Origin of the sequence: Wolbachia endosymbiont of Oryzaephilus surinamensis (assembly GCF_025617515.1) — a bacterium.
Classification (GTDB): Bacteria; Pseudomonadota; Alphaproteobacteria; order Rickettsiales; family Anaplasmataceae; genus Wolbachia.
This window is the reverse complement of the sequence record NZ_CP092526.1, coordinates 512,514-526,132: the sequence shown is the minus strand read 5'-3', so window position 1 is coordinate 526,132 and position 13,619 is coordinate 512,514. Positions and strand designations below refer to the sequence as shown.

The window sequence follows — 13,619 nt, the reverse complement described above, 5'->3', positions numbered from 1 at the left end:
AGATTTACATATTATAGAAAATAATTATAAAATAATACACTACTTGTGTGTAAATTTTTTTGCATATCAAACTCTGTAAACAAATTTTCTAGAAAAGCCAAATAAATTATCTCTCTATGAAAGATCTATCGAATGTTGCAATTATAGGTGTAAACAAGAACGATAAAAGAGTGCGAGATTGAGTAACTATATATACTTCTACTGGCATACCAGGATATAGGTATACGTTTTTAAATTGAGCAAGTTCTGATTTTGGTATCACCACTCGCACTGAATAATAACGCCCCATCCTTGGATCATCAAGAGCATCAGGGGAAATATGGTTTACTATACCGTTAATTAAACTTAAGCGACGTGCACTATAAGCGCTCAGCCTTACTTTAACTTTCAGCCCTTCTAGTCCGTCGATAGAGACTATATTGCTATCTTTCTTTTTTGCTGACAGTATCTCTTCTATGTTTCTGGTTAGAACTTTAGCATCTATTATTAGATCATCATCTGATGGTACTATACTCAGGATTGGGACTCCAGATTGTATAACACCACCTTCAGTGTGGTATCTTATATCTGTAACTATACCATCTTGAGGTGATTTAATTATTGTACGTGCTAACGAATCTTCAGCAACCATCAGCCTCTCTTTTAAGTCTGCAATAGATGTATTAACTTCCTTAAGCTCAGCATTTGCTCTTTCTTGAGCATCATTCTTCACATTTATAATCTCTAACTCATTTTCTCCAATCTTTTGCTGTACTTGAGATATTGCAGAACGGTAATGTCCAACTCTACCCTCAATTTCAGCAAACTGTTTTTCTAAAGCTAAAATGTGTGGTTTGCTTATATGGCCACTATCAAGTAATTGTCTTTTTGTTTCTAACTCCTCAGTTATCAAGTCATATTGCTTATGGGCTGCATTTAGTTGAAAATTTAGCCCTGCTAATTCATCATTTAACTGCTTTATACGTTGTTGCAGTATGTCAGTTTTTCCTAATATACTCTTTCTCTGAGAGTTGAACAACTTTACCTGATTCTTTATCGCTTTATTTACAAGTTCATCGTTAGATAATCTTTTAACCTCATCAGAAAATTCTAGCGTATCTAAGTCTCCCCTAATTGCAATAAGTCTTGCTTCAGTTGCCAAAAGTGATAAGAGTTTTTCTTTAATTATACTCAAATTTGCCTTTTCGTTAACATCACTTAATAAAACTAAAGGCTCATCTTTTTTAACTGCTTGACCTTCTTTTACTAAAATTTTGCTTATTATTCCCCCACCCAAGTGTTGCACTATTTTTCTATTTGAAGAGACAATAACTTCTCCACTTGCATGCACTGCTCCGTCAATTGGAGCTATAGCTGACCAAATACCACCTATTCCAAAAAAGATGAATATCACCACTAAACCAAAAAATAGTGGTCCCCATGTGACTTTTAGGACTTCATTTACGTTATTACTCTCACGTTTAAAAATAAAATTTATCATCGCATCAATCCATGCGAACGTCTTATCCAAAAATTGATATTTCTTCTTTCTATTTCCTGCCCTTTGCATATCTATATCATCACTACCAATTAGGCCTGTCAAAGAAAGTCCAGCACTAAGCTTTTTTAACTTACTCATTATAATACTACTGCGAATTCTTGTTAACCAGGATAACACACAAAAACAAAGAATCTATACCTTAAGTACTTTACTTAGACTACGGAACATCAGAATAAACTATTTAGTAACAATTCTTATACTCCATTCAATGGTTCATCATTAGGCTAGAAAATCAAAAAGGTTTTACAATAACCATAATAACTATAATTATTATTAACACTGTTACTGCTTCGTTTAAAACACGAAAATAAACGTGAGTTTTCTTATTCAAGCCCACTGCAAAATTTTTCCTATGCTTTGCAAGTAGGACATGAATAGCAAACATTAAGAATAATGCTAGCGCTTTTACATGAAACCACCCTTCGCGATATGCTTCCCTAATAATCATTAGCATAATTCCAAAACTAAGGGAGAAAAGCATTGCAGGGTTTATGATATATCTAAGGAGTCTCTTCTCCATTATTTGAAGTAAGCTGTCATTTTCTGACCCTGGTTTTACAGATGCATGGTAAACATAAAGCCTTGGCAAATAGAGCATACCTGCCACCCACATAATTACAGAGATAACGTGAAAAGCTTCAAGCCAGTGATAGTAGTCCATATAGATAGTATTATAAAATGTTAAAGATTTCTGGTATGATCTCAGTTTAATAAAAGAAAGTCAATATGAAAGCAGGAAATTTCACTAAAGAGCAAGTGATTGGGTTCTACAGAAAAATGCTTCTAATACGCAGATTTGAGGAAAAAGCAGGACAATTATACGGAATGGGATTAATAGGCGGATTCTGTCACTTATCAATAGGGCAAGAAGCAGTTGCAGTTGGGACTCAAGCTGCATCAAAACCTGGTGATGCTTTTATCACAAGCTATAGAGACCATGGCTTAATGCTTGCATGTAATTCTGATCCAAATGTTGTGATGGCAGAACTAAACGGCAAAGAAACAGGGTGTTCAAAAGGTAAAGGTGGCTCCATGCACATATTTGATGTTGAAAAAAATTTCTTTGGTGGACATGGAATAGTAGGTGCACAAGTCCCAATTGGTACAGGAATAGCATTTGCTAATAAATACAAGAAAAAAGATAACGTTGTATTCACATATTTTGGTGACGGTGCTGCAAATCAAGGACAAGTATATGAATCATTTAATATGGCATCTTTGTGGAAGTTACCTGTGGTTTATATCATAGAAAATAACGAATACGCAATGGGAACTTCTGTGCAAAGATCAACTTTAGTAACTGAACTATATAAAAGAGGAGAGAGTTTTGGTATTCCTGGAAAACAAGTTGATGGAATGGATTTTTTCTCTGTCTATGAGGTAACAAGTGAAATAGCTGAGCACGTACGTGGGGGAAAAGGACCTATCTTGCTTGAAATGAAGACATATCGATATCGTGGACATTCAATGTCAGATCCTGCTACTTATCGCTCAAAAGAAGAAGTTGAAGATATGAAGCAAAATCATGATCCTATAAGCACCTTAAAGCAGTATATAACAGACAATAAAATCGCTTCTGATGAAGAATGCAAAGCTATTGATAAGGAAATACGAGATTTAGTAAAAAAGTCAGAAGATTTTGCTAAAAATAGTAAAGAGCCAGGCATTGATAAACTATATACTGATGTTTATAAATTTGTTAGCTAATCAGTTGCCATCAAAATTATGTTTTGGCCTACTATAGATATTTTTTGGCAGCACTTAACTTTATTATATAACAGCCTAGTCAATAGAAACTGTAGTAACTCTTATATTATTGATATACACCGCTCTTGGATCATAGGTTAAATGAGTTTTATTTGACTTTTTGTGCTAGTTTGCAGAATATAAAGTTATTAATTGAATAAAATACATGACAAAAGAAAACTGGGAGACAGTAATTGGACTTGAGGTACACGCTCAGGTTTCTTCTAAGACAAAGCTATTTTCTAGTTCACTAACGGAATTTGGCACTGAGCACAATACTCAAGTTTCTCTAGTTGATGCAGCAATGCCAGGTACATTGCCAATATTAAATTATTTCTGCATAGAGCAAGCAATATGTACCGGTCTTGCACTTTCTGCAGAAATTAATAAATGCTCTTACTTTGATCGTAAAAATTATTTTTATCCCGATTTACCACAAGGTTACCAAATAACCCAGTTATTTGAGCCAATAGTTAAAAATGGTAAAGTGTTTATCAATAATAATGAAAAAGAAATAAGAATCGCAAGAATTCACTTAGAGCAAGATGCAGGAAAGAGTATTCATGAAGAAAGCAAAACTTACGTAGATTTAAATCGTGCAGGTGTTGCTTTAATGGAAATTGTTTCAGAGCCAGATCTTCGTTCATCTGCAGAAGCTGCAGAATTCATGAAAAAATTGAGGCAGATTTTGCGTTACATCGGTTCATGTGATGGTGATATGGAAAAGGGGTCACTTCGCTGTGATGCAAATGTTTCTGTTCGCCCAAAGGGTAGTAGCACATTTGGCACTCGTTGTGAAATAAAAAACTTAAATTCAATACGTTATATTGTACAAGCTATAGATTATGAAGCACAAAGGCAGATCAAAATTTTGGAAAGCGGAGGAGAAATAAGTCAAGATACCTTATTGTTTGATGTCACTTTAGGAAAAACAAAAGTGATGAGAAGCAAAGAAGATTCAAGTGACTATAGATATTTCCCTGAACCTGATTTGCTACCTGTTGAAATAAGCCAAGACAAAATTGATTCTATTAAATCATCTTTACCCGAGTTGCCAGATCAAAAAAAACTTCGATACATAGAGGAATTAGGTATCAATGAATATGATGCAGACGTTATCACTTCTGATAAAGAAATTGCCGATTATTTTGAAAAATTAGCAAAAAAGCATGATTCAAAGATTGCAGTTACCTGGTTAACCGTAGAGCTTTTCGGTCGTTTAAACAAAGCAAATATTGATATTGTTAGCTCCCCAATTAAAGCAGATGCTTTGTCCGAGCTCCTCGACTTTATCGTCGATGGAACGATCTCTGCTAAACTTGGCAAACAAGTTTTTGATATTATGTTTGAAACTGGCAAACCTGCGTCTTTGATTATAGAAGAACAGGACCTCAAGCAAATAACCGATAGAGATCAAATATCGGAAATTATCGACACAATCGTCAATAACAACCAAGATAAAGTTCAAGAATATAAAAGCGGTAAAACAAGATTATACGGATTCTTTGTTGGCGAAGTTATGAAATCCACTAAGGGAAAAGCCAGCCCTGATGTGGTGAATTCAATTTTGAGTGAGAGATTAAGTAATTAGTCACATTTTTTTATTTACATAACAGCACATCTCGTAGATATTCCAAGGTCTTTGTTACGATATCTGTATATCATGACATATAACTTTTTTACCATTTGTTGGTACTGTTTTTAAAATTATGTGAGGTTGAGGATGCCTGAAACTTATCCTGCTTGGGGAAGAAAGCGGTCTCTTCATGGTGATATCTACCAACTAAAGTGGGTAATGCTGCTTCTCAAACGTGCAGTAGATGTTGGATATTCTTTCCGTTTAGCTACAGAAATGGAATCAGCTACGGGTTTTGATGATATTGTTTTTCAGGATAGGAAAAATGAAAAAATAGTACATAGGTTTATACAAAACAAACACAAGCAAAATGAATGCGAAAAAATCGGTGTAGGTAAATTGCTTTCAAAAAATAAAAGTGGTGAATTTAGCGTTCCAAAATATTTTGTTTCCTATCTAAAGATTAAAATTAATCCAGATTTTGCAGATGGTGACCTAAAGGACTTTACTATCTGTACTAATATCGGTTTCGATCTAGCTCAAAGTACAACACAAAATACAATAAAAAAGTTGAAAGCAAAAACTTCGGGACCAAACAAAGGAATAGAAATTGCAGTTGAAGTAATAAGCACTAGTGATATTTTTTTTAAATACGGCGGTACGAGATACAAGTTCTCTTGTACTCACGATAACATGATTTCAATAGTGCAACCGGCATTTAAGAGTGCTGTAAAAGAAGCAATAGAAGAATTGGAAAAGGAGATAAAAGAACTTCAAGGTAAATCAGATCAAAACTCAAAAAGAAAATTGGAAAGAAATCAGGTATGGCAACGTGAGTTTGAGCGAATGACAAATGAAGGCAAGTTAGAAGAGAATATAAGGGAATTTTTTGATAAATTAGTATTTGCAGTAAATCAACCTAACGAGATAAAACTAGCGGAAATCATTGAGAATGAGTTAGGCAAAGAATTTAATAATATCGATAAAAAGAACGTTTATGGTCGCTTTCTGGTAGAAGTTCTGGATTGGATGAAAGCAAGAGAGGGAAAGTTTCTATCACATGAAGAAATAAATGAGTTTTTTGAAAAAATAAGAGAGGAAATTTTAGGAGCGGTATGGTTTGATGTAAGAGGTCCAGTCAGACTATTTACAGGAAGAGATGAGGAATTGGGAATGCTACATGATTCGCTACAACGCAATCCCAAAGGTGCTGTAATTTCATACATAACGTCTATTAGTGGTCCTGGGGGGATGGGAAAAAGCCAGTTAGCTAGAAAATATGCTTGTAAATATAGAAGATATTATGACGACAATGTTATATGGATAGACGCTGAAAACTTTGAAGCTATGAAAGATTCTTTCTTAAGGTTAGCTAGAAATAGATTAGGTATTTCCCCTAAAGATAAGTATGGAAACGACAAAACGATAGAAACTATTGTTAGAGAAGTATATGCTTTCTTCGCAAGAAGGAGGAGCCTGTTCATTTTCGATAACGTTCAAGAGTACAAAAAGATAAGTAAATTTTTGCCATTTTCTTTATCTCCTGATCTTAACAAGCCTCATATTTTGATTACCTCGCATGATCAGGAACTGGAAAAGGGAATAGACGTTATAAAGCTAGGAGAATTGGAACAAAGAGACGCTATAGAGTTTGTTAAAAAAGGATTTAATATACTAAAAAAAGATAAATCGCAAGATCGGGAGATAGAAAATTTGGTAAGAAGGTTGCAATGCTTTCCTTTAGCTATACAACAAGCAATATCATATATCGAAGATCAGAGAATAATAGAGAAGTTTAAAATTAGTGATTACCTAAAAGAGTATGAAAAGAAAGCTAAGAAGTTGCTTAAGTCTAAAATATTTCAAGGAATTGATAATAACTATACTAAAACAACTTTTACAGCTTGGGAAGTTACGATGGATAAAGTAAGAAGTGATGAACAATATGGACCATTAGCTTCAGAGATTTTAGATGTTTTGGCTTATTTTGCACCTGATAAAATCGCTAGAGAAATATTCTTAAATTCGGTAAGTGATTATAAGAAAAAGCAGTTAAAGCTAGCCATCCGTTTACTTGTGAGATATTCCATGGTGGGCGGTGAACAAAACCAAAGTGTATTAAATGTCCATAGGTTAGTACAGGAAGTAACAAGATTAAAATTGCAAGAGAAAGGTAGAGAGGAAGAAGTTCTTAGGAAAGCTCTAAATTTGGTGAACATTGGTGATGTAGCAAAAGATAATAAAATTCATGTTGCATTTATTTGGGGATATGCGAGTAAACATGGTAAGTTGATTGATGATTTTTACAAAGATACTAATTTACATTTGCTTGTTGAAAATGGTGATTATAAAGCTATTAAAAACTTATTAGCATATATAAAGAGAAAACATCAAAATAAGCTTAGTGGTATCGTTAATGCTAAAAATGGTTGTGATATTGCTCCATTGCATTTAGCTGCTGGGAATGGGGAATTGGACATAGCAAAACACCTGATCAATGAAGGTGCTAATATTGACGCTAGGGACTGTTTTTACCAAACGCCATTGTACTGGGCTGCTAAGAGTGGAGAGTTAGACATGGTAAAATATCTTGTAAATAAGGGTGCTAGTGTTGGTATTAAAGATAATTATGGCTGGACTGTGTTGTACTGGGCTGTTGAAAGTGAAAGTTTTGATATAGCAGAATACCTTATAAAAGAAAAAGGTATGGGTATTGATGTTAGTGCTAAGTACAGCAATGGCAAAACTATGTTACATGAGGCTATCAGGTTTGCAAAACTAGATGCAATAAAGTACCTGATTGATAAAGGAATTGATATTAATATCAAAAACGGATATGGTGATACTCCATTGCATTGGGCTGCTATCAGGGAAAAAGTTGATGTGGTAAGATATTTTGTAGAACAAGGTGCTGACGTTAACGCTAAAAATAATGAGGGAAAGACAGCATTGGATTATGTAACTGATAATCAAGAGCTTGTGGAGTTGCTTTTAACCCATGATGAAAGTGTTGAAGTAGCTTAAGAGAAAATTATTTATCTGTTTATTTTAACGTCCCAAAAATGTTTAACAAAAGTGTGTCAAACTGAATTTTTAGTTTAACTCAATTTTCAATAGATTTCTTGCATAAACAGGTGTCATCCCAGCTGGAACCCAATATCTGGATTCCAGTGTCACGCGCTGGAATGACATCAACTTTTGAATTCGAGTTATGCAAGAAATCCAACATATTAGGAACGACAATATCAGGTTGAGATGTAGTTCATATGTAAAGGTAACCTCTACTTTTCCTCAGCTTTCTTTCTAGGCTCTGTAAACAAAATTTTAAAGAAGCCATATAGTGTAGCTAGAGACATTTTTAGTCAACTGAGTAATTTTGTTCCTCTAGCCTGAGGTCAAAATAAATTTGAATGGGTTTCCCAGTACGTCAACAAGTGCATGAACTTTAGTCGCAAATCCCCGTCCTCAATTAATTTGACCTGCTAACATTTTGTACACAGAGCCTAGCTCTTTTGCTATTTGCTTGACTTGTTTCTTTACATAGCTTCTAATTTAAATTCTGCTGTCTATTCTCTTTCATTCATAACCTTTTGCAAAACGTTTTTGCTTTCTTCTCTGCTGGTCACTATTGCTTATATAAAGCAAGTACAGTACTGAATGATGTTGCAAGCACTCAGTTCGGCAATATTATCGATTTAAGACGAAGTTAAGATTTCGATTTTTTATTCAAACTCTTCTGAAAGTTTTTATACATATTGAAGACATCTTGATAATTTAGGTGAGTGTAAACTTGAGTAGTTTCAAGGCTTGAGTGGCCAAGCAGCTGTTGTATTGATCTTATGTCAATATCTTCCTGAAGCAAATGAGTAGCAAAACTATGGCGAAATGCATGTGGAGATAAAATTTCTGGTAAGTTTAAAAATCTTCTTATTTTTTGCAAACGATTAGCAACATAAGTTCTTCCCAATTTTTTTCCTCTTACCCCGACAAAAAGATGTCCCGCTTCGTCAAAGTGGGGACAAGCTTTTATATATTTTTGTATACACTTTTTTACTACTGGAAGAATAAATACCTGCCTTTGTTTATCTCCCTTACCTGTTACTATTAAACTTTCATTGCTAATATCACTAACCTTAAGATTCAGTGCTTCAGTGATTCTTAAGCCCGTACCATATAGCAGAACGACAATTGCAATTTCTCTTTTTACCACCCAAGGCTCGCCTAGATCAGGCAATTTCATTTCTTTCAATAGAGTTTCTATGTTAGATATTGAAAGTGCTTTAGGTAGAGTTCTTCTCTGAATTGGCCTTGATAAAGAAAATACCGCTTCATTATTTATTTCATAATTGTTTTTTATATATTTGAAAAAATTTCTGATTACTGACAATGCGCGAGTGTTAGATCTCGCATTTACACCTCTTGCATAACGAGAGGTAAACCAACTTCTCAGTTCAGGTATGCTTAATTTTTCTAAAGAGCCAACATTTACTTCTTCACCAATGTGAGTATTTAGGAAACTTATAAGATCCTTGAGGTCCCTCATGTATGACTCCAAAGTGTTTGGTGAGTAAGACCTGTTGTACTTTAGCCAATCATACCATTTTTCAATGATTGAACCGAGGTCCACAGTTACTTTTTAAAGAAAGCATCGATGCACGCATCCCTAAAGGCTTCATTTATATCAGGATGAGAGTGACAAATTCTGTATATATCCTCTGCTGCTGCACCATATGCCATTGCAACCGCTGCTTCATTGATTAGCGTATCAGCGTATGCTCCTATGATATGTACACCGAGTATTGTATCTGCTTTGCTACAAGTCAGAACTTTCACGAATCCCTCAGCATCGTCAGTGACTTTTGCTCTACCGTTTGCAGCAAATTGACATTTACCAACTTTATACTTTCGACCAGCACTTTTTAGTTCTTCTTCAGTTTTACCGATTGAAGAAACTGCAGGGTGGGTGTAAATGACTGACGGTATGATTTCATAATCAACGTGAGGCAATTGCCTTGCTAGTATCTCTGCAACTGCCACCCCTTCTTCCTCAGCTTTGTGAGCAAGCATTGCTCCACCAATCACATCACCAATAGCAAATATTCCTTTTACGTTGGTTTCATAACTATTGTTGACTTTAATAAAGCCACGACTGTCTTTTTCTATTTTTTCAAGACCCTCAGAGCATGGTTTGCGCCCTGCTGCCACCAATACCTTATCCGCCTCTATAGTGTTTGTTTGATTATCTTTTACAGAGCAAACTTTCACACTCAAAGAGTTACTACTTTGTTTTATTCCCTCAACTTTAGTTCTAAGTAAAAATTTTATTCCTTGTTTTTGTAGACTAGAAAGTAGAGACTTACTTAATTCTCCATCCATTGCTGCAGCGATTCTGTCAAAAAATTCTACTACAGTGACTTCAGACCCTAGCCTCCTCCATACAGAAGACATTTCAAGCCCTATTGCCCCAGCTCCAATTACAACAAGTTTTTTTGGTACTTCAGTTAAAGACAATGCACCAGTTGATGAAATGATATTTTTCTCATCAATATCAATTCCTGGTAGAGAACTAACATCAGAACCAGTTGCAATTACTATATTTTTTGCCTTCAGTACCTTACCTTCAACTGAAACTTCAAGATTGCCTTGATCAAAAGAAGTAATTTTTCCAAGTCCATTGATCTTAGTAATTTTGTAAAGGTTAAACAGATATTCTATGCCTTTTCCAAGCTCCTGAACTCTAGCGTCTTTATAGCCTATCATTTCTCTCAAATCGAGACTTACATCCTTAACTTTTATGCCAAGTTTTGATAGATTATTTTTCGCGCTAGCATACTGATAAGAGGAATGGAGTAATGCTTTTGATGGTATACACCCAACTCGCAAACACGTGCCACCAAAAATGCTATTTTTGTCTATACAAGCAACTTTGAGTCCAAGTTTTGCAGCAGCAATAGCGCATTTGTAACCACCTGGACCACCACCTATAATAATCAAATCATAATCAGTCATAAAAAACAAACCTATTTTCTAAAGAATAAACACCATTTCCTTCAGTCGTTATATACATCTTACCATGGGTAAATACTGGAGCATGAAACACATTACCGGGTATTTTAATTACCCTTCCTGTACTTTCAGATCCAGGAAAAGCAAATATTGAACCTTTATTACTTGTTACCCAAAGCGTATGGGCATACATAATTGGAACAAACAATTGCACATTCTCTATAAAATCAGATGTCCAAACTGTTTTTCCACTTTGTATGTCGATGCCAATTACCTTATTATCTTTAGTCACCATGAAAATTCTTCCGCCTTCTTTTTGTTTCTCTGCAGGAATAAGAGGGCTATAATATGACTCAATGTTTGATATACTTTTTACTTGTAGTGGCCTTGACCATAAAATATTTCCTGAGTTTACGTCAATGCTATAAATATAAGAGTTGCTCGTAGCTATTAAGATATTATCGTGTACTCTAGGTGTAGTAGTTACATCTGTAAGCTGTGTGTCTAAAAGATTTGTAGCTAATTTTTGGCTCCATAGTTTTTTACCTTCTTCATTAAAAGCTATTAACTCTCCATTTGAAAATGGTGCCATTATTTTATCATTAGAGACTGCTGGTGAGATGGAATATAAACCTCGAACCTCATTTATACCATTTTGATAAGCCCAAATGGGTCTGCCATCTTTTATATCAAATACATTTAGATAGTTATCAATAGTCAATGCTACCAACTTATTGTTTATTACTATTGCTTTCCCTCTTGCCGGAGCTCTTAATTCTTTTTCCCATTGAATCTCCCCTGTTTTCGCATCTATTGTGTGTAGAATGTTATCCACTACAAAGAAAACATTTTCTTTGTAGCTCGATAAACTCATATTACCAATTTTTTTCCTACTTGAGAGGTATAATTTCCAATTTATAACTCTTGGGTTATCGATATCAAAGGAATATAAGGTACCGTGCTTGTCTGGTAAAATAACGCTATTTTCTGTAAGTATTGGAGCTACATATCCTTGAGATAATTTTTTATCTACTAAACTTATTCGTTCGCTTGCCATTGTATAGTAACTATACAATAACATTATCATGACAATTATTATTTTCATTATTTAGTGAAAACAAGATTCATTAATATACATACTAGAAACGTAAATCACAACGAAAATGTTCTTAATTGTGGATCAAAAGCATTAACGTAATGTCATACCATTATGTAAAGATTCTCTTACTGTAATAACTTTTATCAAGTATGGACTAAAAGAAATATCTATAGCTCAGACTAACGCTGTCAGTAATATTACCATAATATGAAATGGAAATGTACGCAGCATTTTCACGATGAAAGATATTGTTGTAATGTCATTCATTTAAACTATGCATATCAATTTGAAAAATGTACATTGTCTTATGCTATAGTACCTAAAAATAAATGCTCAACATACAAAATAACGCTTCACTTTGCAGGCAATGGATATTCTTGGCAGTACTTGCTCTTGCTTGTTCTGGACTACTGTCAATAATTGTTATTTTTCTACGATTGCCTTTTATTTCTTCTCTCATTCCTTCTGCACAATATATCTTTGATAATGCACTGGTGATACACGTAAATTTGTCAATTTTGGTATGGATGTGCTCTATAATATCTCTGCTCTTCATCATAAACTTAAAAAACACCAATCATTGGTTTAACTTCTCATGGATTCTCTCAATCCTTTCCATGCTGCTAATGTTTATATCTGCATTTGTTCCAAATACTGAAGTTATCAAAAGTAACTATATACCTGTATTACAAAACAAATTATTTTTACTTGGACTCAGTCTTTTCATTACCAGCATATTGATAAATACAGCTCTAGCCTACATATCAAATAAACAAGACTCATATCTTTCAATCGGACAAATTGGCCTGGTCATTATACTTGTGTCATCATTTCTTTGTGTTGTTTTAGCACATAAAAATATGCCTCCAGGTCTATATCACTCAGACAAGAATTTATTTTATGAATATCTCTTTTGGGGAGGCGGACATTTACTGCAGTTTGCCTTTGCTCAAGCAATGTTTTTAGTTTATTTGATCATACTGAATGCTCGCTATATTAGTCTAAATAAAATTACCATTTTACCACTATTTATAAACACAGTTTTGACCGTAGTTGCACCGTTTATATACTTTATTTATTCGGCGGATAGTGCTGAATTGATACAGTTTTTTACCTGGCATATGAGAATTGCTGGAGCAGTTCTGCCGTGCTTTTTAACAATATTAGTGTATTGCAACATAAAAACTCTGCTCAATGATAAGGGCAATTATCTTCTTCACTCGTTTGTATTGTTCATTTATGGAGGTGTGCTTGGAGTGCTAACTATTGAAGGAAATGTCACTATTCCTGCGCATTATCATGGTTCTGTAGTTGGTATTACTATAGCTTTTATGAATTTTGTCTACTGGCTGTTACCAAAATTGGGCTGTAAAGAAATAAAAAGCTCCATAGTAAGATTACAGATTTATGCATATAGCTTGGGACATTTTCTCCACATTACTGGACTTGTTTGGCTTGGTGGATATGGTGCCTTAAGAAAAGTTGCAGATCTGCCAAGTATTTCATCAATGTTGGCACGTGCTTGTTTTATTACGGGTGGAGCTATATCAGTTATTGGTGGAATGTTATTCGTAATAATTGTGATTTTACATCTTCTTAAAGGCAAGGCTCGTACCAACTAACCCACAGAAACAAAACTAAAAATTTTAGTG

At 34.4% G+C, this 13,619-nt stretch carries 9 protein-coding genes; 4 read left to right on the top strand and 5 right to left on the bottom strand.

The features are described from left to right. Nucleotides 1–106: 106 nt before the first annotated feature. Together MJ631_RS02220 and hemJ are read right to left on the bottom strand one after the other, a co-directional pair. Entirely contained in the window at nucleotides 107–1,618 is a 1,512-nt protein-coding gene (locus MJ631_RS02220) for an HlyD family type I secretion periplasmic adaptor subunit (protein ID WP_007302760.1), read from the bottom strand. A 154-nt stretch (nucleotides 1,619–1,772) separates the two neighbouring features. Then, on the bottom strand, nucleotides 1,773–2,201 hold the full coding sequence (hemJ, locus tag MJ631_RS02215) for a protoporphyrinogen oxidase HemJ (RefSeq protein ID WP_012481732.1): 429 nt from the start codon (nucleotides 2,199–2,201) through the stop codon (nucleotides 1,773–1,775). Nucleotides 2,202–2,266: 65 nt separating this feature from the next. Between hemJ and pdhA the strand changes: the two genes are divergently transcribed. The 3 genes from pdhA (at nucleotide 2,267) to MJ631_RS02200 (ending at nucleotide 7,886) form a co-directional block, all read left to right on the top strand. Then, nucleotides 2,267–3,247, top strand: coding sequence for a pyruvate dehydrogenase (acetyl-transferring) E1 component subunit alpha (gene pdhA / locus MJ631_RS02210; RefSeq protein ID WP_214303378.1), 981 nt, complete (start codon nucleotides 2,267–2,269; stop codon nucleotides 3,245–3,247). A 205-nt stretch (nucleotides 3,248–3,452) separates the two neighbouring features. Continuing rightward, entirely contained in the window at nucleotides 3,453–4,877 is a 1,425-nt protein-coding gene (gatB, locus tag MJ631_RS02205; RefSeq protein ID WP_262986593.1) for an Asp-tRNA(Asn)/Glu-tRNA(Gln) amidotransferase subunit GatB, read from the top strand. Between the two features lie 132 nt (nucleotides 4,878–5,009). After that, a complete protein-coding gene (locus MJ631_RS02200) occupies nucleotides 5,010–7,886 on the top strand; it encodes an ankyrin repeat domain-containing protein (protein WP_214303376.1) in 2,877 nt (958 codons plus the stop codon). Between the two features lie 682 nt (nucleotides 7,887–8,568). Here the strand turns inward: MJ631_RS02200 and MJ631_RS02195 are convergent. Genes MJ631_RS02195 through MJ631_RS02185 form a run of 3 tightly spaced genes read right to left on the bottom strand, consistent with a single transcriptional unit; the run spans nucleotide 8,569 to nucleotide 11,973 of the window. Then, nucleotides 8,569–9,489 (bottom strand): tyrosine-type recombinase/integrase, encoded by a 921-nt coding sequence (locus tag MJ631_RS02195; protein WP_010401376.1) that lies wholly within the window; start codon nucleotides 9,487–9,489, stop codon nucleotides 8,569–8,571. A 2-nt stretch (nucleotides 9,490–9,491) separates the two neighbouring features. Continuing rightward, nucleotides 9,492–10,871, bottom strand: coding sequence for a dihydrolipoyl dehydrogenase (gene lpdA / locus MJ631_RS02190; protein ID WP_052264753.1), 1,380 nt, complete (start codon nucleotides 10,869–10,871; stop codon nucleotides 9,492–9,494). Beyond that, complete coding sequence (locus tag MJ631_RS02185; protein WP_214303375.1) at nucleotides 10,864–11,973, bottom strand: outer membrane protein assembly factor BamB family protein; 1,110 nt, start codon at nucleotides 11,971–11,973, stop codon at nucleotides 10,864–10,866. Before MJ631_RS02185 ends, lpdA begins: the two co-directional genes overlap by 8 nt. A gap of 323 nt (nucleotides 11,974–12,296) precedes the next feature. On the opposite strand from MJ631_RS02185, the gene MJ631_RS02180 reads away from it, so the two are divergent. Next, nucleotides 12,297–13,589: a cbb3-type cytochrome c oxidase subunit I gene (locus MJ631_RS02180; RefSeq protein ID WP_214303374.1), complete on the top strand. Its 1,293-nt coding sequence runs from the start codon at nucleotides 12,297–12,299 to the stop codon at nucleotides 13,587–13,589. The last annotated feature ends 30 nt before the right edge of the window (nucleotides 13,590–13,619 follow it).

What these genes read in the sequence shown, in the direction of transcription:
- pdhA (WP_214303378.1), top strand. Translation starts at nt 2,267, where the DNA reads ATGAAAGCAGGAAATTTCACTAAAGAGCAAGTGATTGGGTTCTACAGA.
- gatB (WP_262986593.1), top strand. Translation starts at nt 3,453, where the DNA reads ATGACAAAAGAAAACTGGGAGACAGTAATTGGACTTGAGGTACACGCT.
- MJ631_RS02185 (WP_214303375.1), bottom strand. Translation starts at nt 11,973, where the DNA reads ATGAAAATAATAATTGTCATGATAATGTTATTGTATAGTTACTATACA.
- MJ631_RS02200 (WP_214303376.1), top strand. Translation starts at nt 5,010, where the DNA reads ATGCCTGAAACTTATCCTGCTTGGGGAAGAAAGCGGTCTCTTCATGGT.
- lpdA (WP_052264753.1), bottom strand. Translation starts at nt 10,871, where the DNA reads ATGACTGATTATGATTTGATTATTATAGGTGGTGGTCCAGGTGGTTAC.
- MJ631_RS02220 (WP_007302760.1), bottom strand. Translation starts at nt 1,618, where the DNA reads ATGAGTAAGTTAAAAAAGCTTAGTGCTGGACTTTCTTTGACAGGCCTA.
- hemJ (WP_012481732.1), bottom strand. Translation starts at nt 2,201, where the DNA reads ATGGACTACTATCACTGGCTTGAAGCTTTTCACGTTATCTCTGTAATT.
- MJ631_RS02180 (WP_214303374.1), top strand. Translation starts at nt 12,297, where the DNA reads ATGCTCAACATACAAAATAACGCTTCACTTTGCAGGCAATGGATATTC.